We start from the raw sequence: 18,912 nt of genomic DNA, 5'->3' as shown, positions 1-18,912 counted from the left end.
TCAGTGTCCGGATCCTCTGACACGGGCGATCAGTTGCGCCACGTGTTCGGTCGGGGTTTCAGGCAGGATGCCGTGCCCCAGGTTGAAAATGTGCGGGCGTCCGCGAACGGATGCCAGAATGTGATCGATGCCGTTTTCCAGCGGCGCGCCTCCGGCGATGAGCGCCAGCGGATCGAGATTGCCCTGGGTGGCAACGCCGTCCGGCAGGGTCGGCAGAACCCGCGCCGGATCGAGGGTCCAGTCGAGGGCGAGGCCGTCGCCGATGCCCGCCGCCGCGAAACGATGAAGGTTCGCTCCCCCGCCCCGCACGAACACGATCACCTTGGCCTGCGGCCGCGCCGTCTTCAGGCCCTCCACCATGCGGCGGATCGGATCGAGCGAAAGCCGATCGAAGAGCGCCGGCGGCAGGGCCGAGCCGAAACTCTCGAAAATCTGGATCGCTTCCGCGCCCGCGTCGACCTGGCGGATCAGATAGGCGGTCGAGGCGACCACCAGCTTGTCGATCAGCTTATGCATGAAGGCCGGATCGCGATAGGCGGTCAGCCGCGCGGGCGCCTGGTCGGGGGTGCCCTTCCCGGCGATCATGTAGCTGGCGACGGTCCAGGGTGCGCCGCAGAAACCCAAAAGGGTGGTTTCCTCGGGCAGTGACGTCCGCAGGCGATCCAGCGTCTCGAAGACGGGCTCGAGACGCGCCATGGGCATCTCGTCCGAAAGCCTGTTGAGATCGGCCTCCGACGTCACCGGATCGAGCTTGGGTCCCTCGTTCTCGACGAAACGCACGTCCTGGCCGAGGGCGTGCGGGATGACCAGGATGTCGGAGAACATGATGGCGGCATCGAATCCGAACCGGCGGATCGGCTGCAGCGTCACCTCCTCGGCGAGACGCGGCGTGTAGCAGAGATCGAGGAACGAGCCCGCCTGTTTGCGGGTTTCCCGGTATTCCGGCAGATAGCGCCCCGCCTGACGCATGATCCAGACCGGCAGAGGCCAGACCGGTTCGCCATTGAGGACGCGCAAAATCGTTTTAGCGGGACGGTGGTTCACAGGGCCTCTCTAAAGAAAGAAAAGAGATTGATCTAGAATCTGTTGTTTCTCTTGGGCCGTGATTCATGACGCCGCAAGCCCGTCCACAGGTCGTCCACACGGGTGCGGCCATTAACCATCCGTTAACGAGTAAGGCGTCGTCGCCACAATCCTTGCCGAAATCTTAAAGCTTAACAAAATCCTAACGCGCCGAAGCGAGATTCGACTCAAGGCGGTTTTGCCGATTCGTACCGGATTCTCCCAAAAGGCCGGCGGCGGGCACCCACATCGGACGGTGCTGTTGATGGATCCCGGAACTGCCCACAGGGCTGCGCGCTGGACCTTCCCGAACAAGCGCTCTATCCACACTTATCAACCCCTCATACAGGAGCCTGTTCGTGGGGCGCAGCTACTTCCATCTCCACCTCGTATCCGACTCCACCGGCGAGACGCTGATCACCGTGGCGCGCGCGGCCGTGGCGCAATACGAAGGCATCGCCGCCATCGAGCACGTCTATCCGCTGGTGCGATCGACGACGCAGCTCGAACGGGTGCTGTCGGAAATCGAGGCGGCGCCCGGCATCGTCCTCTACACGCTGGTGGAGCGCGATCTGGCGAGCCGCCTCGAGGAAGTCTGCCGCGCCACCTCTTCGCCCCACCTGTCGGTGCTGGAGCCGGTCCATTCCCTGCTGCAATCCTATCTCGGCGCGGCCTCGACGGCGCGGCCGGGGGCGCAGCACGTGCTCAATGCGGAATATTTCAAGCGCATCGACGCCATGAACTTCACGCTCCTGCACGATGACGGGCATCTGCCGCACGATCTCGAAGAGGCCGACGTGGTGTTGCTGGGCGTCAGCCGCACGTCGAAGACGCCGACCGCCATCTATCTCGCCCATCGCGGCATGAAGACCGCCAACATCCCGCTCATCCCGGGCATGCCGCCCCCGGCCGTCCTGGAATCGGCCCGCAAGCCGCTGATCGTCGGCCTCGTGGCGACGCCGGAGCGGATCGTGCAGATCCGCCAGAACCGCCTTCTGTCTTTGAAGGCCGACGACGACACGGCCTATGTGAACCGCGACGCGGTGGCGGAGGAGATCGCCGCCTCGCGACGGCTGTTCCAGCGTCATAACTGGCCGTCCATCGACGTGACCCGCCGTTCGATCGAGGAAACCGCCGCGGCGATCCTCGATCTCTACCGGGACCACCGCCTGCGCTTCATCGCCGAGTGAGTGCCGTGACGAGCCTCTGGACCCAGCCGCTGCCCCTGCTCCTTGCCTCCACCAGCGCCACCCGGCGCGGATTGCTGGAGCGAGCCGGGATTCCGGTCGAAACGCAGAAGCCCGACATCGACGAGCGGCAGGTGGAGGACGCGGCCCGCCTTCCCGTGCCCGAGCGGCTCGCGGCGCGGCTTGCCGCCGAGAAGGCGCTGGCGGTGAGCCGTCTTTGCCCCGGCAGGCTGGTGCTCGGCGCCGACCAGGTCCTCTCCTGCGCGGGCCGTGTGTTCCACAAGCCGGCGGATCGCAACGCGGCGCTGGCGCAATTACGGGATCTTGCCGGGCGTACGCATGTCCTGCACAGCGCCGGGTGCCTGGCGCGGGATGGGGAGCCGGTCACGTGGTTCCACGATTCGGCAAAACTCACCATGCGGGCCTTGGACGATCCGTCCCTCGACGTCTATCTCGATGCGGCGGGTGACCAGGCCCTGTCGGGCGTCGGATGTTATCAGGTGGAACATCTCGGCATCCACCTGTTCGACGCGATCGAGGGCGATCACGCCACGATCCTCGGCCTGCCGCTCCTTCCGCTTCTCGCCGCCCTGCGCCGTCTCGGCTGCCTCGCCCTCTAGAGTCGGATTCATTTTCTTCGAATCCGATCCGGCTCTATCTCTTTGTCTTGCCGCATGATCTGTCGGCGAACCGGCGGCCACTTCGCCGGATCATGCTCTAGGATTGACGTTCGATGATCAAGGCCTTCGTGGTCGGGCACCCGATCAAGCATTCGCGCTCCCCGCTCATCCACGGATACTGGCTGCGCCAGCACGGGATTGCCGGGTCGTATGAACGCCTGGACGTGGCACCAGTCGATTTCCCCGAATTTCTCCGGACCTTTGCCGAACGGGGATTCGCCGGTGGGAATGTCACGATCCCCCACAAGGAGGCGGCCTTCGTCGGCGTGGACCGACGGACCGGGCGCGCCGAGCGGGCGCAGGCGGTCAACACGATCTGGATCGAGAACGGCATCCTTTGGGGCGACAACACCGATGTGGCGGGATTCGTGGACAATCTCGATGCGAGCCTGGGGACAACGTGGGGACAACATGGGGAGACCGCCCTGGTGATCGGTGCCGGCGGCGCCGCCCGGGCAGTCGTCGCGGGCCTGCAGGATCGCGCCTTCGGGCGCATCGACGTGGCCAATCGCACCCTGGCGAAGGCTGACGAACTGGTGCGGAATCTGGCCCTGCCGGTCGGCCCGTCGCTAGAGGCTGTGACTTTCGGGGAAATCGGCCATCTGGTGTCCACCGCCGGCCTCATCGTCAACACCACTTCGCTCGGCATGGCGGGCCAGCCGCCGCTCGACCTCGATCTGGCCAATGCCCCGCCGGACGCCATCGTCACGGACATCGTCTACGTGCCGTTGAAGACGCCCCTGCTGCGGGAGGCGGAGGCGCGCGGCTTGCGGATCGTCACTGGCCTCGGCATGCTGCTCCATCAGGCGGTGCCGGGTTTCGAACGCTGGTTCGGCGTCACCCCGCATGTGACGCGTGAGCTCGAAGCGCTGATTCTGGACGATATCGGGACGCCCGCATGAGCTTTGTCCTCGGCTTGACCGGTTCCATCGGCATGGGAAAAACCGCCACCGCGGCGATCTTCCGGCGTCTTGGAGTTCCGGTTCACGACGCGGATTCCGCCGTCCACGCCCTCTATCGCGGCCGCGCCGCTCCGCTCATCGACGCCGCCTTTCCGGGCACGGTCGTGTCGGGCGCCGTCGACCGCCAGAGACTCGGCGACGCGGTGCTGGGTCGCACCGATCGGCTGCGCGCCCTCGAGGCGATCGTCCATCCGCTGGTCCGGGAGGAGGAGGAGGCTTTCCTGCGGCGGGTCACGCCGCTTGCGCCGCTGGTCGTCCTCGATATCCCGCTTCTGTTCGAAACCGGCGGCGACACGCGCTGCGACGCGGTCGTCGTGGTGAGCGCGCCCGCCGCCATCCAGGCCGAACGGGTCCTTGGCCGCGCCGGAATGACCGGAGACAAGTTCAGGGCGATCCTCGACAAGCAGATGCCGGATGCCGAGAAGCGCAGGCGCGCCCACTTCCTTGTGGATACGAGCCGCGATTTCACATCGGCGGAGGCGCAGGTGCGCTCCATCGTGACATGCTTGGCGGGACGTCCCGGCCGGCTCGCGGCCTGGCGCCGAGAGGAAAGTTGATGCTGCGTGAAATCGTTCTCGACACGGAAACCACCGGCATCGACCATGGCAAGGGCGACCGAGTCATCGAGATCGGCTGCGTCGAACTCGTCAACCACGTGCCGACCGGCCGATTCTATCACGCCTATATCAACCCGGAATTTCCCGTCTCGCAGGGCGCCTTCGGGGTGCACGGGCTGAGCAACGAATTTCTGGCCGACAAGCCGGTCTTCGCCGCGGTCGTGGATAAATTCGCGGATTTCATCGGCGATGCGCGCCTGGTCATTCACAACGCGGCGTTCGACGTCGGCTTTCTGAACGCCGAGTATGCGCGTCTCGGGCGGCCGGCCATCGTCCTGAATGACTGCGTCGACACCCTGTCGCTGGCACGGCGCAAGCATCCGGGCGCGTCGAACAATCTCGACGCGCTGTGCTCGCGCTATGGCATCGACAATTCGCGCCGCACGAAGCACGGCGCGCTTCTCGATGCCGAGATTCTCGCCGAGGTCTATATCGAGCTGATCGGCGGCAAGCAGACCGGCCTCGATCTCACGATCCGTCCGAGCGGGCGCATCCCTGTTCTTGAAACGGGTGCGGCCGCATCCCGGGAGATGCGGCCGCGTCCATTCCTGTCGCGTCTGACCGATGCGGAGCGTGCCGCGCATCTGGCCTTCGTCGAAACGCTCGGCCCCGATGCGATATGGGGTGTCTATATCGCCAGGGCCGAGGTCATTACGACAGCGTGACGCCGGCTTGATTCTCGGTCTGCAGTTCCGAGGCGCGCTGGCGGTAGAGCGCCACGAAATCGATCGGGTCGATATAGAGCGGCGGGAAGCCGCCGTTGCGCACCGCGTCGGCCACGATCTGCCGCGCGAACGGGAACAGCAGGCGCGGGCATTCGATCATCACCACCGGGTGGATCTGATCCGTCGGCACGTTCTGGACGCGGAAGATGCCCGAATAGGTCAGCTCGAACGCGAACAGCGTCTCGGTGCCGCCCACCTTGGCGCTGCCTTCGAGGGTCAGTTCGACTTCGAAATCGGCCTCGGCGAGCTGCTTGGCGTTGACGTTGACCTGCAGGTTGATCTGCGGGCCTTCGCTCTGCTGCTGGAGCGAGCGCGGTGCGTTGGGATTCTCGAACGAGAAATCCTTGCAATATTGGGCGAGGGCATTCAGCGCCGGGAGGGCGGTATCCTGCGCGCCATTGGTTGCCGTGTTGTCGGCCATGTCTTCAAGCTCCGAAGAGAGTTATCGGTCGCGCCCGTGTGGAGCGCTCTGGGTACAAGCGTATATCGGCAACGGGCCGTGGACCTTCGCGCTATCATGTTCCCGCCGCAGGAACAAGATTCGCCCATTGCCTTCGCTTGTCGCCGCGAGAGGTGGATGTTACGACCCATAGGCCCCATATGCGCAGGACACCCATTTCTGCCCGGTGCGGCAAAAGCCCGGTCGCGTCTCCGCGGCCGGATCGGGAAGACCCTTAACGGATCGACGATGCAGGATTCCTTCGACATCACGACCCTCATTTTTATCGTCCTCGCAATCTTCGTAGTCTGGCGGCTGCGCTCGGTGTTGGGGCAGAAGACCGGAAACGAACAGCCGCCGCTCGATCCGATTTCGAGGCGGGAGCCGCCCTTGCGTCCCAACGCGCCGTCCGCCGACCAGGACAATGTGGTGCGGTTGCCGGGCGCCAATGGCGCCCGTCCCGCCGCGGAGGCGACCGCCACGGCGGCCGAACGCTGGAAGGGCTTCGCCGAACCCGGGACCCCCATGGCCCGCGCTCTCGACGAGATCGCCCGCGCCGAGCCGAGCTTCGATGCCGCCTCCTTCATCGAGGGCGCTCAGGCCGCCTACGAGATGATCGTCAGCGCCTTCGCGCAGGGCGACCGCAAGACCCTCAAGGATCTCTTGTCGAAGGAAGTCTATGAGGGCTTCGAGCGCGCCATCACGGAGCGCGAGCAGCGCGGCGAGAAGGTCGAGACGACCTTCGTGTCCGTCGACAAGGCGGAAATCACCGGCGCCGACGTTCAGGGCAAGACGGCCCAGCTCAGCCTCCGTTTCCTGTCGAAGCTCATCACCGTCACCCGCGACGCCACCGACGCGGTCGTGGATGGCAGCCCCGACGCGGTGGTGGACGTCACCGACGTGTGGACCTTCGAGCGCGTTCTCGGGAGCCGCGACCCCAACTGGAAGCTGGTCGCGACCGAAGCGGGGCAATGAATGCCCCGGGGCCGCGCCGTCGCGGCCTCCCCGGTTTTTTGTTTTGGACTTTGATCATGGCGACGTTCGATCCGGTCTCGGCGCTTGCGGGAAAAGCCCGGCTCGAACCCGTCACCTTCGCGGATCTTTCCGGCTGGGCCGAGGACGATCACGCGGCGGCCTTCGCGACCTTCCTGAAAAGCTGCCGCGCCGCCGAAACGGGCCTTACGCCCCTGCGGCCCGCCCAGGCTCCCTCCCTCGACCTGACCGGGGCCTGCCGCGCGGCGCTCGAGACGACGATCGTCGCCCCCGAGGATGCCCGGGGCTTCTTCGAGCGGCATTTCCAGCCCATGCGCGTCGCCCCGACGACAGGGAGCGGCTTTCTCACCGGCTATTACGAGCCTGAATTCGAAGGCTCACGCACCCCCTCGGCGACCTACCGGGTTCCCCTCCTCGACCGGCCTGACGATCTCGTCACCGTGCCGCAGGGCGAGAGCCTGCCCGGCCTCGATTCCAGCCTCCAGGCGGGGCGGCGCGGGCCCTCGGGCTTCGAGCCCTATCCGGATCGCGCCGCCATCGAGGAGGGCGTCCTGGGCCAGCGCGCGAGGCCCATCGTGTACCTGCGCGAGCCGGCCGAGGCGTTCATCCTCCACGTCCAGGGTTCGGCCCGCATTCGTCTCGACGACGGGTCGGTGATGCGCGTCGCCTATGCGGGCCGCAACGGCCACCCCTACACCTCCATCGGCAAGCTGCTGGTGGAACAGGGCGTGATGGACCTCGAGACGATGACGCTCGAACGCCTGATGGGATGGCTGAAGGACAATCCCGAGCCGGCGCGGGCGCTCATGCGCCAGAACCGCTCCTACATCTTCTTCCGCGAGGCGGCCGAACTGGCGGAGGCGCAGGGCCCCATCGGCGGCGCCGGCATCCCGCTCACCCCGGGCCGGTCGCTGGCGGTCGATCGCACGATCTGGCCCTACGGGCTGCCGGTCTTCATCGACGGCACGCTCCCGCACGCCCTCGACCGGACGGAGCCCCTGCGCCGCCTGATGGTGGCGCAGGATACCGGCTCGGCCATCGTGGGTCCGGCGCGGGGGGATTTCTTCGTCGGCAGCGGCGAGGGAGCCGGAACGCAGGCCGGCCTGATGCGCCATGCGGTCTCCTTCGTCATCCTGAAACCCAAAGCCCGTCCATGACGAGGCGGCGTCGCGCGCTCAGCAGCGAGGAGCGCAAGCTCTGGGCACACGTGGCCCGGGGCGTGGCGCCCATGAAAGGCCGCGCGATCCCGCTCGAGCCCGAGCCGGCGGAGGCGCACGGGCGCGAGCCCAAGGCCGAGCCGATTTTGCACCCCGCGCCCCTCCCCCTGGCGTCCCCCAAGCCACGCCTGCTGCCGCTCGCGCCGCTCGAACGCAAGACCCTGACAGGTCTGCGCCGGGGCACGAAAGCCGTTGATGCGCGGATCGACCTGCATGGACTGCGCCAGAGCGAGGCCCATGAGGCGCTGCTGCGCTTTCTCTACCGCGCCCAAGGGCAGGGCCACGGCCTGGTGCTGGTCATTACCGGCAAGGGCGGAACCGGCCGGATCGGCGCGCTCTACGAGGAGCGGGGAATCCTGCGGCGTCTGGTGCCGCACTGGCTCGGCCTGCCCGATCTGCGCTCCCTCGTGATGGGCTTCGAGGAGGCCTCGGCCCATCATGGCGGCTCCGGCGCGCTCTATGTCCGGCTGCGCAGCCGGCGCGGAGCCGATGCGCCATGACGCCATTCGGCGAAAAGGTCAGGCGCCTGCGCCGGGAGCGCGGACTCCTCTTGAAGGACATGGCGGCGCATCTGGGCGTTTCGAGCGCCTATCTGTCGGCGCTGGAGCGGGGCGAACGCGGCAAGCCCACCTGGGCGCTGATTCAAGGCACGCTGCAGTATTTCCACATCATCTGGGATGAGGCCGACGAACTCGCCCGCCTCGCCGACATGTCCGATCCGCGGGTGAAGATCGACACCGCCGGGACCCATCCGCGCACGACGCTCCTGGCGAACCGCCTCGCCCGCGAGCTCGGCGGCCTGACCGAAGACGAGGTCGATGCCGTGCTGGCGGTTCTCGATTCGGCTCAGGAAAGAGCGCGGGGCACGGCAGCGCCGCCGCCCTGAGACTTGACCCGACCCGCGCCGGGTGCGAAAGCGCGCTTCTTTCAACAACCCGGTTTCCCATGTCCCATTCCCAAATCGACGTGCTCACGCTCGGAAACGCCATCGTGGACGTTCTCGCCCATACGGACGAGGCATTCCTGATCAGCAAGAACGTGCACAAGGGCGCCATGCAGCTCATCGACGAGGCGCGCGCCGAGGAATTGTTCGGCGATATGGGCCCCGCGACCGTGATCTCGGGCGGTTCCGCCGCCAACACCGCCGCGGGCGTAGCCTCCCTCGGCGTGAGGGCCGGCTTCATCGGCAAGGTCAAGGACGACGAAACCGGGCATCACTTCGCCCATGATCTTCGGGCCATCGACGTCCATTACGACGTGGCCCTGGCAAAAGACGGCCCTGCCACCGCCCGCAGCTTCATCCTGGTGACGCCGGATGGCGAGCGCACCATGAACACCTATCTGGGGGCCTGCCAGAACCTCACCCCGGACGACATCAAGGACGCCACCGTCGAGGCCTCCTCCATCGTCTATCTGGAAGGCTATCTGTGGGATCCGCCGGCCGCGAAGGAGGCCTTCCGCAAGGCCGTGAAGATCGCTCACCGGGCCGGCAACAAGGTGGCGCTCACCCTGTCGGATGCCTTCTGCGTCGATCGCTATCGTGAGGAGTTCCTCGGGCTCATCCGCGACGGCAGCCTCGATATCCTGTTCGCGAACATCCACGAATTGCAGAGCCTCTACGGCGTGTCCGATCCGCAGACGGCGCTCGCGGCCCTGCGCGAGGAGAACGTGCTTGGAATCGTCACGCGCTCAGCCGAGGGAGCGCTCGTGGTCACACGCGAGGAAACCCGCGCCGTCGCGGCGTTTCCGGTCGAACGGGTGGTCGACACCACCGGCGCCGGCGACCTGTTCGCCGCGGGCTTCCTTGCCGGCCTGACGCAGGATCTCGACCTCGTCTCTTGCGCGCGCCTCGGCGGCCTGGCGGCGGCGGAAGTCATCAGCCATCTCGGTGCGAGGCCGCAGGCGAACCTTCGCGATCTCGCGCGACAGGAAGGCCTGCTGGCCTGAGGCCGGCGCTTGCAGGCCCCGGCGCGGCCCGATAACTTCGGGGCCGGTCGGGAGCATGCCCATGCGTCTCAAGAGAGCATCCTGTGGTGTCGTCGCGTTGCTGGCGAGCGTGCTTGTCGGCCGGGCACAAGGGGCCGACCTGCCAGCCCGTCCTGCCGTGGCGGTGGATTATGTGCAGGTCTGCTCGACCCATGGGGTCGGATATTTCGCCATCCCGGGGACGGAAACCTGCCTGCGGGTCGGCGGACGGGTCCGGGTGGAATACCGATATCTCGAGCCCGGCAACCGCGCCAGCGATGCGATCAGCACCCGCGCCCGCGGGAGGATCGAGCTCGACGCGCGGACGGCCACCGCCTACGGCGCGCTGCGCACCTTCGCTCGCTACGAGGTGACGCGGAATACCGGGAGTTACGGGTCGAATACGTTCAATCTCGACCGGGCTTTCGTGCAATTCGGCGGGCTGACCGCGGGCCGAACGCAATCCTATTTCGACTTCTACACCAACGATTACAATTTCGGCGCGATCCTGGTGTCGGATTTCAACACGCAGGTCCTCGCCTATTCGGCCAAGTTCGGATCGGGTTGGACGGCCAGCGTCGCGCTGGAGGACGGCATCGAGCGACGGTTCCTCCGAAACCCCAATGGGCCGGATTTTCCCGGCGAGGCATTCGCCCCCCCAGGCCTGCGAATGCCCGACGTGGTCGGGCAATTGCTCGTCGATCAGAGCTGGGGCAAGGCCCAGGCCTCGGCCGCTTTGCATCAGATCCGCGGCGACAATCTCAGGCCCGGCCTGGTGCCGGATTTTTCCGACACCGAATACGGCTTCGCGGTTCAGGGCGGCGTGCAGATCAAGCTGCCGGCGATCGCCGACGGCGACCAGCTCTGGCTGCAGGGCGCCTATACGCGGGGCGCGCTGAGCTATCTGGGTTTCGGCAATACGGATGTGGGCAATCTCGGCCTGACGCAGACCGACGCCTATGTGGACGCCCTCGGCCAGACGAAGCTCTCCGAGGGATGGGCCGCCAACGCCCTGTTCCTGCATTATTGGACCCCGGGAATCCGGCAGGCGGCCTTCGTGTCCTACGGAATCATCGATTATCCGGGCGCCGCGTCCTTCGTGACGCCCGCCGGCGGGCGGCTCGGCTTCGTCGGCTTGACCGATTGGCGCGTGGGCACCAACCTGTCCTGGCTCCCGACCCGGGGATTCTACATCGGCATCGAGGGGCTTTATCGGTCGGTCGACCCGAAAGGGCGCGTGCCGGTCGACAACGATCCCGCCGCGCTGCGGCTCATCGGGCGTGAGAATGCCATGGAGGCCCGCCTGCGCGTGCAGCGCGATTTCTGAGCGCGCGGCTCCGGCCGCGAACCCATTCTCCGCAGAGGTTCAACCGATGACATCCCGGATCTCCTCTTCTGCCGCCCTTGCGTGGGGGCTGACCTTGCTCGCCGCGCCGGCCATGGGCGCCGAATTGCCGGCGCGAAGCGCCGCGTCCGTGGAGCCGCAGCGCTCCTGCGTCACGCAAGGCACGGGGTTCTTCTCGGTCCCCGGCACCGAGACGTGCCTGCGCGTCAGCGGCCGGGTGCGGTCGGAATATCGCTATGTCCAGCCACAGCGCCGTTTTCAGGATGCGAGCGGTTTTCGCTCCGGCGCCCGGGTGCAACTCGATGCCCGCACCCCCACGCCCTACGGGACCTTGCGAACCGTGATCCGCTACGATTCCCGCCACATGCGGGATTGAACTTCCGTCCCCGGCCTCACAGCCGCCGCAGCGCCACCGTCTCGATGCGATGGCTCGCGCCCTTCTTGAGGATCAGGCTCGCGCGCTGGCGCGTCGGCACGATGTTTTCGCGCAGGTTGGTGAGGTTGATGCGGTTCCACAGGCTCTCGGCGGTGGCGATTGCCTCCTCCTCGGGAATTTCCGCATAGCGCCGGAAATAGGAGAGCGGATCGCGGAAGGCCGTGTGGCGCAGGCGCAGGAAGCGGTTGACGTACCAGCGGTGCAGGTCCTCCTCCTCGGCGTCGATATAGACCGAGAAATCGAAGAAGTCGGACACGAATGGAATCGCCATCCCGTCCTTGGGCATGCGCGCCGGCTGCAACACGTTCAGCCCCTCGACGATGAGGATGTCCGGCAGGTCGACGATCTTCTCCTCGCCGGGCACCACGTCGTAGACGAGGTGCGAATAGAGCGGGGCTGCGACATTGCGCTTGCCCGCCTTGATGTCGGCAAGGAAGCGCAGGAGCGCGCCCGTATCGTAGCTCTCGGGAAAGCCTTTTCGGTCCATCAGGCCGAGCCGGTCGAGTTCGGAATTCGGCAACAGGAACCCGTCGGTGGTGACGAGGTCGACCTTCGGGGTGTTGGGCCAGCGGGCGAGCAACGCCTTCAGGACGCGGGCGGTGGTGGATTTGCCCACCGCCACCGACCCGGCGACGCCGATGATGTAGGGCACCTTGGCGTCGTTCTCGGCCATGAGGAAGCGCTGGGTCGCGCGGAAAAGGCCTTGCGTCGCCGCCACATAGAGAGACAGGAGGCGCGACAGCGGCAGATAGATCGCCGCCACCTCGTCGAGCGAGATCGGATCGTTGAGGGATTGCAGTTGCAGCACCTCTTCGCCCGACAGCGTCATGGGCGTGTCGGCGCGCAGCCTCGCCCATTCCTCGCGGGTGAAGCGACGATAGGGCGAAAGCCCGTCACCGTTCTCGGTCGAGAGCATGCTTGCCTGGTCCATGAGAGGCACCTTCCCGGACATCACGGCTTGCGCGCGGCCTTTTCGGTCAATCCCGATTGCCCGGTCCGCCGCTCAAGCTCTTTCATCACATCACTTAACGGAATGCGCGCGCCCTGCAAGACGACCAAGAGATGATACAAGACGTCGGCGGCCTCGGCGGTAAGATTTTCGCGGTCGCCCGTCATCGCGGCAATCACCGCCTCGACGGCCTCTTCGCCGAGCTTTTTCGCGGCCTTCGCCGGGCCGTCCGCCAGAAGCTTCGCCGTATAGGATTCGGACGTTGGCGCCGAGGCGCGCTCGGCGACGATCCGGGCGAGGTCGTCGAGGGTGAAGGCAGTCATCGGTAGTCCCATTATGGATCGTCAAGGTCATAGACCGAAAAGGTCACTGGGCGCCAATGCTTTGGTCGAAGGCGGGGCGAAACAACGATGACATCAGGGTTCAATCCCAATCGCAGTGACGGAGTTGGTCCTTGGTCAATCCGCTGATGAAAATCTCAGGGTCGATCAGCATGCTGACGGAGCCGTCGGTGTAGAAATCCTCTGGGGCCAATCTGCCGGTTTCTCGCGTCAATCGGTGGTCAATCGCCCGGAATCGAAGCGTTGCAACGCGGCCGCCGCTGCTGAAGGCGACTTCGATAGACTCGCTGGGGGCTTCAAAGCACAACAGCACGCGGTTTTGGTCGAACTTCTTAAAAACCGGGTGGAGCCCGACCGGCAGCCAGCCGGCTGCCCATGTGACGACGATGGCCCAAAAAGCGACCACAAGAGTCCAGCCCGATAGGCGAAAGAATTGCTCTGCGCCGCGGGGCATTCCCTGGACCTCGGAAAAGGGGACGCTCGGGGGATACTGACACACTATAGCGTTTAATCCAACCGCACCCGCAACCCCGCCGCCGCCATATGCTCTTTCGCCTCGCCGATCGTATGCGTGCCGAAATGGAAGATCGAGGCGGCGAGCACCGCGCTGGCATGGCCGTCGCGGATGCCCGCCACGAGATGGTCGAGATTGCCGACGCCGCCGGAGGCGATGACAGGCACTGACACGGCATCGGAAATGGCCCGCACCAGCGCCAGGTCGTAACCGCTCTTGGTGCCGTCCCGGTCCATGGAGGTGACGAGCAATTCGCCGGCGCCGAGTTCGGCGACCTGCTTCGCGAACGACACGGCGTCGATGCCGGTGGCTTTCCGGCCGCCATGGGTGAAGATCTCCCAGCGATCCGGTTCGCCCGCCGCCGACACCTTCTTGGCGTCGATCGCCACGACGATGCATTGACTGCCGAACTTTTCCGCCGCCTCGCGGACGAAATCAGGGTCGGATACCGCCGCCGTGTTGATCGACACCTTGTCGGCGCCGGCGAGCAGAAGCCTGCGGATATCCTCGACACTGCGGACGCCTCCCCCGACGGTGAGCGGCATGAAGCACGCCTCGGCGGTGCGACGGACCACGTCGAGCAGGATGCCGCGCGCCTCGACGCTCGCGGTGATGTCGAGGAAGCAGAGTTCGTCCGCGCCGGCCGCGTCGTAGGCCTTGGCGGCTTCCACCGGATCGCCCGCATCGATCAGATCGACGAATTGCACGCCCTTGACGACCCGGCCGTCCTTGACGTCGAGGCAGGGGATGAGGCGGACTTTCAGCATCAGGCTTTCTCCCGCCGGATCGAGCGCAGGAGCGCCAGCGCCTGGTCCGGGTCGATGCGACCGTCATAGAGCGCGCGGCCGGAGATCGCGCCGCCGAGGATCGCGCAATCGGCCTCGGTCAGCCGCTCGATATCGGCCATGGACGCAAGACCGCCGGAGGCGATGACGGGGATTTTCACCGCGCGCGCCAGCGCCAGCGTCATGGGAATGTTGAGGCCCTTCAGGATCCCGTCGCGGGCGATGTCGGTGTAGATGATCGCCGCCACGCCCGCATCCTCGAAGCGCCGTCCGAGCTCCTCGGCGGTGAGCGTCGAGGTCTGCGCCCAGCCCTCCACCGCCACGAGCCCGTCCTTGGCGTCGATGCCCACCGCCACCTTGCCGGGATGAAGCCGCGCCGCCTCGCGCACGAAGGCCGGGTCGCGCACCGCCGCCGTGCCGATGATGACCCGCGACACGCCTTTGGTCAGCCAGCCCTCCACGGTCTTCATGTCGCGAATGCCCCCGCCGAGCTGCACCGGGATCGCGATGCGCCGCAGAATCGCCTCGACGGCCGAGGCGTTCATGGGCTTTCCGGCGAACGCGCCATCGAGATCGACCACATGCAGCCATTCGAACCCTTGCGCCTCGAAGGCGGCGGCCTGCGCCGCCGGGTCGTCGCTGAACACGGTCGCCTGATCCATGTCGCCCTGGACGAGACGAACGCAGCGGCCTTCCTTGAGGTCGATGGCGGGAAACAGAATCACGGATGCCACCTCAGGAAGTTGGAAATGAGCTTGAGACCGAGAGCCTGGCTCTTCTCGGGGTGAAATTGCGTGCCCGCCAGGTTGTCTCTCGCCACCATGGCGGTGACGGGACCGCCATAATCGACGCTCGCCACCACGTCGTGCGGGTCTCTGGCTTCGAGCGCGTAGGAATGGACAAAATAGGCGTGCAGACCGTCATCTCCGGTGCGTATCCCGTCGAGGAGCGGGTGCGGGCGGTGCTGGCGCAGGTTGTTCCAGCCCATATGGGGGATTTTCAAGGTGGGGTCGCCGGGCCGGATCGCCTTCACGTCGCCGTGGATCCAGTCGAGACCCTGGCTGGTCACGTGTTCGAGCCCGCGCGTCGCCATCAATTGCATGCCCACGCAAATGCCGAGAAACGGGCGGCCCTTTTCGCGCACGGCGCGCGTCAGCGCCTCGACCATGCCGGGAACGGCGTCGAGGCCCTTCCGGCAATCGGCGAAGGCGCCCACGCCCGGCAGCACGATGCGGTCGGCGGCAAGAACCTCGGCCGGATCGGAGGTGACCAGGATGGCATCGTTCAGGCCGGCCTCGCGGGCAGCGCGCTCGAACGCCTTGGCGGCGGAGTGCAGGTTGCCCGAGCCGTAATCGACGATCGCAACACTCACCGGAACCGCTCCGCATCGGGAAAGAGACCCAGCACCGGTTCGCTCACGCCGCGGGGGCGGGAGGACGCGGTCGGTGCGGCGGGCCGTTGCGCGGGGGTACGCGCCAGCCAGCGGACGAACGCCTTCGCTTCCGCCTCGTCCCGGTCGGAGGCCGACACCACGTCGGTTTCCGGCAACCCGCTCCGGGCGAGCGTCCAGCGGCGGAGCGAATTGGCTTCGAGGCCAATGAGCCAGGACAGCAGCAGCGCCGCCGCGAAGGCCGCGACGGGTTGCACGTGGAGCAGGGACATGGCGCCGTTGAGAGCGATCACCGCGACGAGCACGAGCAGGCCCGCGATCCAGGCACGGTGGAAGAAGAACCACAGGAATGTGAACGCGAAGGCGCCCCACGAGAAGCCGTCCTTGACGATTTCAGAGCGCTCCAGAGCGGCCGGGTCGCCGGGTCTCGCATCGCGGGGCAGATGCAGCGTGAAGGTCGCCATCGGGATTGTCCTTACGGAGCGTTCAGCCCTGCCGGAAACGAACCTGCAGGATTGAACCTCATAGCATCAAAAGCCGGATCGGTTTTGCCCCGAAATGCGGGATTGCCGACAAAAAGCGCTACAGCGTGCCCTTGGTGGAAGGAATGCGTCCTCCCTCCTTCGGGTCCACCGCGACGGCCCGGCGCAGCACCCGCGCCAGGCCCTTGAAGCAGCTCTCGGCGATGTGGTGCGAATTCGCGCCGTAGAGCGTCTCCACATGCAGCGTGACGCCCGCCTGGATGGCGAAGGCCTGAAAGAATTCCCGCACCAGCTCGGTGTCGAACGCGCCGATCTTCTCCGTCGGGAAGGTGGTGTTGAAGACGAGGAACGGGCGGCCCGAAATATCGAGCGACACGCGGGTCAGCGTCTCGTCCATGGGCATGTGGATGTCGGCATAGCGCGCGATGCCCTTCTTGTCGCCGAGCGCCTGCGCGAAGGCCTGTCCCAGCGCGATGCCGGTATCTTCCGTGGTGTGATGCTGGTCCACATGCAGGTCGCCCGTCACCTTCGCGGTGACGTCGAACAGGCCGTGGCGGGCGAACAATTCGAGCATGTGGTCGAGGAAGCCCACCCCGGTCGCGATCTCGGCCCGGCCGGTGCCGTCGAGGGCGATCGACACGGCGACATCGGTCTCGGCGGTGCGGCGGCTGACGCTCGCTTCGCGCATCGAAAAAATCCTTGGCAGAAACAACGGGAAGATGGCGCGTTCTTATCAAGACCCGCGGCGAAACGCTACCCGCGTTGCTTTTGCATGATGAATGCTTAAGTCAGGGCTGTTCTTCGAGGCCTTGCGGGGCCTTTTCCAGCGTCTTGCCTTCCGGAGTTTGCCGCTTGTCCGATGCCCTTCCCTCCATGCACGCCACCACGATCCTGATGGTCCGAAAAGAGGGCCGTGTCGTCATCGGCGGCGACGGCCAGGTCAGTCTTGGCCAGACCATCGTCAAGGGCAATGCCCGCAAGGTGCGCCGCCTCTCCAAGGGCGAGGTCATCGGCGGCTTCGCGGGATCGACGGCGGATGCCTTCACGCTGTTCGAGCGGCTGGAGGCCAAGCTCGAACAATATCCGGGCCAGCTCACCCGCGCCTGCGTCGAACTCACCAAGGACTGGCGCACCGACCGCTATCTGCGCCGGCTCGAGGCCATGATGCTGGTGGCCGACAAGGATGTGGGCCTGCTGCTGTCGGGCAGCGGCGACGTGCTGGAGCCCGAAGGCGGCATCATGGCGATCGGCTCCGGCGGCAATTACGCGCTCGCGGCGGCCCGCGCGCTGGCGGATTCCGGCATGGACGCGGAGGCGATGGTGCGGCGCTCTCTCGGCATCGCCGCCGAGATCTGCGTCTACACGAACGCCAACATCGTCATCGAGACGCTGGACGAAAAGTAATTCCGTAGCCGGGCCTTCCCGGCTGATCGCGACAAAAGCTCTGGGCCAAGACACACATGACCTCCTTCTCTCCCCGCGAAATCGTCTCCGAACTCGACCGCTACATCGTCGGCCAGAACGACGCCAAGCGCGCCGTCGCCATCGCGCTGCGCAACCGCTGGCGTCGCCAGCAGCTCGAAGGCGCGCTGCGCGAGGAGGTGGCGCCCAAGAACATCCTGATGATCGGCCCCACCGGCTGCGGCAAAACCGAGATTTCGCGCCGGCTCGCGCGGCTCGCCAACGCGCCGTTCCTGAAGGTCGAGGCGACGAAGTTCACCGAGGTCGGCTATGTGGGCCGCGACGTGGAGCAGATCATCCGCGATCTCGTCGAGGTCGGCATCGGCCTCGTGAAGGAGGATCGCCGCCGGCAGGTCGAGGCGAAGGCGCATCTGGCCGCCGAGGAGCGCGTGCTCGACGCGCTGGTGGGATCGACCGCGAGCGCGGCAACCCGCGAATCCTTCCGCCGCAAGCTGCGCGCCAACGAGCTCGACGACAAGGAAATCGAGATCGAGACGCAGCAATCGGGCGGCCAGGGCCTGCCGATGTTCGAGATCCCCGGCATGCCCGGCGCGTCCATGGGGGCGATCAATCTCGGCGACATGTTCGGCAAGGCCTTCGGCGGCCGCACCAAGGCCCGGCGCACCACCGTGGTGGAGGCCTACGCGCCGTTGTTGGCCGAGGAAGCCGACAAGCTGATCGACCAGGACGCCATCGTGCAGGAGGCGATCTCGCAGGTGGAGAATAACGGCATCGTGTTCCTCGACGAGATCGACAAGATCTGCGCCCGCGAAGGGCGCGGCGGCGCCGACGTGTCGCGCGAAGGCGTGCAGCGCGATCTCCTGCCGCTGATCGAAGGCACCACGGTCGCCACCAAGCACGGCGCGGTGAAGACAGACCACATCCTGTTCATCGCCTCGGGCGCGTTCCACGTGTCGAAACCGTCCGATCTCCTGCCCGAACTGCAGGGCCGCCTGCCCATCCGCGTGGAGCTGTCCTCGCTCACCGTTGAGGATTTCAAGCGCATCCTCACCGAGACGGAGGCAAGCCTCATCAAGCAGACCGTGGCGTTGATGCGCACGGAGGGCATGGAGCTGGTCTTCACGGACGATTCCATCGACGCGCTGGCGGAGGTCGCCGTCCAGGTCAACAACTCGGTGGAGAATATCGGCGCGCGCCGCCTGCAGACCGTGCTCGAGCGCGTGCTGGACGAGATCTCGTTCACGGCGCCGGACCGCTCCGGCGAGACCATGGTGATCGACGGCGCCTATGTGCGGGCTGAGGTGGAGAGCCTTGCGATGAACACCGATCTGAGCCGCTTCATTTTGTGACACCGCCCTCACTTCCGCGCGAGAATGAGTTCTCATCGACTCGCCCCTGGAA

Annotated in this window: 24 protein-coding genes; 14 read left to right on the top strand and 10 right to left on the bottom strand. The window is 66.3% G+C overall.

Going from position 1 to position 18,912, the window contains the following annotated elements:
* A complete protein-coding gene (hemE, locus tag AC1DVM_RS00120; RefSeq protein WP_477250932.1) occupies positions 1 to 1,044 on the bottom strand; it encodes a uroporphyrinogen decarboxylase in 1,044 nt (347 codons plus the stop codon).
* A 377-nt stretch (positions 1,045 to 1,421) separates the two neighbouring features.
* On the opposite strand from hemE, the gene AC1DVM_RS00115 reads away from it, so the two are divergent.
* From AC1DVM_RS00115 to dnaQ, 5 genes are all read left to right on the top strand, one after another.
* Positions 1,422 to 2,252 carry a pyruvate, water dikinase regulatory protein gene (locus tag AC1DVM_RS00115; protein ID WP_477250931.1) on the top strand — a complete coding sequence of 277 codons (831 nt, stop codon included), beginning with the start codon at positions 1,422 to 1,424 and terminating at the stop codon, positions 2,250 to 2,252.
* Between the two features lie 5 nt (positions 2,253 to 2,257).
* Positions 2,258 to 2,869: a Maf family protein gene (locus AC1DVM_RS00110; RefSeq protein WP_477250930.1), complete on the top strand. Its 612-nt coding sequence runs from the start codon at positions 2,258 to 2,260 to the stop codon at positions 2,867 to 2,869.
* 113 nt (positions 2,870 to 2,982) lie between these two features.
* Positions 2,983 to 3,831, top strand: a complete 849-nt coding sequence (locus AC1DVM_RS00105) for a shikimate dehydrogenase (protein ID WP_477250929.1) — start codon at positions 2,983 to 2,985, stop codon at positions 3,829 to 3,831.
* Positions 3,828 to 4,448 (top strand): dephospho-CoA kinase, encoded by a 621-nt coding sequence (gene coaE, locus AC1DVM_RS00100; protein ID WP_477250927.1) that lies wholly within the window; start codon positions 3,828 to 3,830, stop codon positions 4,446 to 4,448. The genes AC1DVM_RS00105 and coaE overlap by 4 nt, the downstream gene beginning before the upstream one ends.
* Positions 4,448 to 5,173, top strand: coding sequence for a DNA polymerase III subunit epsilon (gene dnaQ, locus AC1DVM_RS00095; protein WP_477250926.1), 726 nt, complete (start codon positions 4,448 to 4,450; stop codon positions 5,171 to 5,173). Before coaE ends, dnaQ begins: the two co-directional genes overlap by 1 nt.
* Here the strand turns inward: dnaQ and secB are convergent.
* Complete coding sequence (gene secB / locus AC1DVM_RS00090; protein ID WP_477250924.1) at positions 5,160 to 5,654, bottom strand: protein-export chaperone SecB; 495 nt, start codon at positions 5,652 to 5,654, stop codon at positions 5,160 to 5,162. The genes dnaQ and secB overlap by 14 nt on opposite strands.
* Before the next feature lie 267 nt (positions 5,655 to 5,921).
* On the opposite strand from secB, the gene AC1DVM_RS00085 reads away from it, so the two are divergent.
* The 7 genes from AC1DVM_RS00085 to AC1DVM_RS00055 all read left to right on the top strand — a co-directional run bounded on the left by AC1DVM_RS00085 (position 5,922) and on the right by AC1DVM_RS00055 (position 11,568).
* Positions 5,922 to 6,647 (top strand): Tim44/TimA family putative adaptor protein, encoded by a 726-nt coding sequence (locus AC1DVM_RS00085; protein WP_477250922.1) that lies wholly within the window; start codon positions 5,922 to 5,924, stop codon positions 6,645 to 6,647.
* A 56-nt stretch (positions 6,648 to 6,703) separates the two neighbouring features.
* Complete coding sequence (mltA, locus tag AC1DVM_RS00080; protein ID WP_477250921.1) at positions 6,704 to 7,822, top strand: murein transglycosylase A; 1,119 nt, start codon at positions 6,704 to 6,706, stop codon at positions 7,820 to 7,822.
* Complete coding sequence (locus AC1DVM_RS00075; protein WP_477250919.1) at positions 7,819 to 8,382, top strand: Smr/MutS family protein; 564 nt, start codon at positions 7,819 to 7,821, stop codon at positions 8,380 to 8,382. The genes mltA and AC1DVM_RS00075 overlap by 4 nt, the downstream gene beginning before the upstream one ends.
* A complete protein-coding gene (locus AC1DVM_RS00070) occupies positions 8,379 to 8,768 on the top strand; it encodes a helix-turn-helix domain-containing protein (protein WP_477250918.1) in 390 nt (129 codons plus the stop codon). The genes AC1DVM_RS00075 and AC1DVM_RS00070 overlap by 4 nt, the downstream gene beginning before the upstream one ends.
* 59 nt (positions 8,769 to 8,827) lie before the next feature.
* Positions 8,828 to 9,829, top strand: a complete 1,002-nt coding sequence (locus AC1DVM_RS00065) for an adenosine kinase (protein ID WP_477250916.1) — start codon at positions 8,828 to 8,830, stop codon at positions 9,827 to 9,829.
* 61 nt (positions 9,830 to 9,890) lie between these two features.
* On the top strand, positions 9,891 to 11,174 hold the full coding sequence (locus AC1DVM_RS00060; protein ID WP_477250914.1) for a porin: 1,284 nt from the start codon (positions 9,891 to 9,893) through the stop codon (positions 11,172 to 11,174).
* A 46-nt stretch (positions 11,175 to 11,220) separates the two neighbouring features.
* Positions 11,221 to 11,568, top strand: a complete 348-nt coding sequence (locus AC1DVM_RS00055) for a porin (RefSeq protein ID WP_477250912.1) — start codon at positions 11,221 to 11,223, stop codon at positions 11,566 to 11,568.
* Between the two features lie 16 nt (positions 11,569 to 11,584).
* Here AC1DVM_RS00055 and coaA read toward each other — a convergent pair whose 3' ends face one another.
* The 8 genes from coaA to hisB form a co-directional block, all read right to left on the bottom strand.
* Positions 11,585 to 12,559: a type I pantothenate kinase gene (gene coaA / locus AC1DVM_RS00050; protein WP_477250910.1), complete on the bottom strand. Its 975-nt coding sequence runs from the start codon at positions 12,557 to 12,559 to the stop codon at positions 11,585 to 11,587.
* Between the two features lie 20 nt (positions 12,560 to 12,579).
* On the bottom strand, positions 12,580 to 12,900 hold the full coding sequence (locus tag AC1DVM_RS00045) for a phosphoribosyl-ATP diphosphatase (protein WP_477250909.1): 321 nt from the start codon (positions 12,898 to 12,900) through the stop codon (positions 12,580 to 12,582).
* A gap of 100 nt (positions 12,901 to 13,000) precedes the next feature.
* Positions 13,001 to 13,372 (bottom strand): hypothetical protein, encoded by a 372-nt coding sequence (locus AC1DVM_RS00040; RefSeq protein ID WP_477250908.1) that lies wholly within the window; start codon positions 13,370 to 13,372, stop codon positions 13,001 to 13,003.
* Between the two features lie 53 nt (positions 13,373 to 13,425).
* Positions 13,426 to 14,199, bottom strand: coding sequence for an imidazole glycerol phosphate synthase subunit HisF (gene hisF, locus AC1DVM_RS00035; RefSeq protein ID WP_477250906.1), 774 nt, complete (start codon positions 14,197 to 14,199; stop codon positions 13,426 to 13,428).
* Positions 14,199 to 14,951 carry a 1-(5-phosphoribosyl)-5-[(5-phosphoribosylamino)methylideneamino]imidazole-4-carboxamide isomerase gene (gene hisA, locus AC1DVM_RS00030; RefSeq protein ID WP_477250904.1) on the bottom strand — a complete coding sequence of 251 codons (753 nt, stop codon included), beginning with the start codon at positions 14,949 to 14,951 and terminating at the stop codon, positions 14,199 to 14,201. The genes hisF and hisA overlap by 1 nt, the downstream gene beginning before the upstream one ends.
* Positions 14,939 to 15,589 (bottom strand): imidazole glycerol phosphate synthase subunit HisH, encoded by a 651-nt coding sequence (hisH, locus tag AC1DVM_RS00025; protein WP_477250902.1) that lies wholly within the window; start codon positions 15,587 to 15,589, stop codon positions 14,939 to 14,941. Before hisH ends, hisA begins: the two co-directional genes overlap by 13 nt.
* Positions 15,586 to 16,071: a DUF2628 domain-containing protein gene (locus tag AC1DVM_RS00020; protein WP_477250900.1), complete on the bottom strand. Its 486-nt coding sequence runs from the start codon at positions 16,069 to 16,071 to the stop codon at positions 15,586 to 15,588. Before AC1DVM_RS00020 ends, hisH begins: the two co-directional genes overlap by 4 nt.
* A gap of 118 nt (positions 16,072 to 16,189) precedes the next feature.
* Complete coding sequence (hisB, locus tag AC1DVM_RS00015) at positions 16,190 to 16,777, bottom strand: imidazoleglycerol-phosphate dehydratase HisB (RefSeq protein ID WP_477250899.1); 588 nt, start codon at positions 16,775 to 16,777, stop codon at positions 16,190 to 16,192.
* Positions 16,778 to 16,962: 185 nt separating this feature from the next.
* Here hisB and hslV point away from each other — a divergent pair, with 185 nt between their 5' ends.
* A complete protein-coding gene (gene hslV / locus AC1DVM_RS00010; RefSeq protein WP_477251345.1) occupies positions 16,963 to 17,493 on the top strand; it encodes an ATP-dependent protease subunit HslV in 531 nt (176 codons plus the stop codon).
* A 56-nt stretch (positions 17,494 to 17,549) separates the two neighbouring features.
* Complete coding sequence (gene hslU / locus AC1DVM_RS00005) at positions 17,550 to 18,860, top strand: ATP-dependent protease ATPase subunit HslU (RefSeq protein ID WP_477250897.1); 1,311 nt, start codon at positions 17,550 to 17,552, stop codon at positions 18,858 to 18,860.
* Positions 18,861 to 18,912 lie beyond the last annotated feature (52 nt).

The organism is Microvirga sp. P4_A5 (genome assembly GCF_056402495.1).
This window is presented reverse-complemented; position numbering and strand designations above follow the sequence as displayed.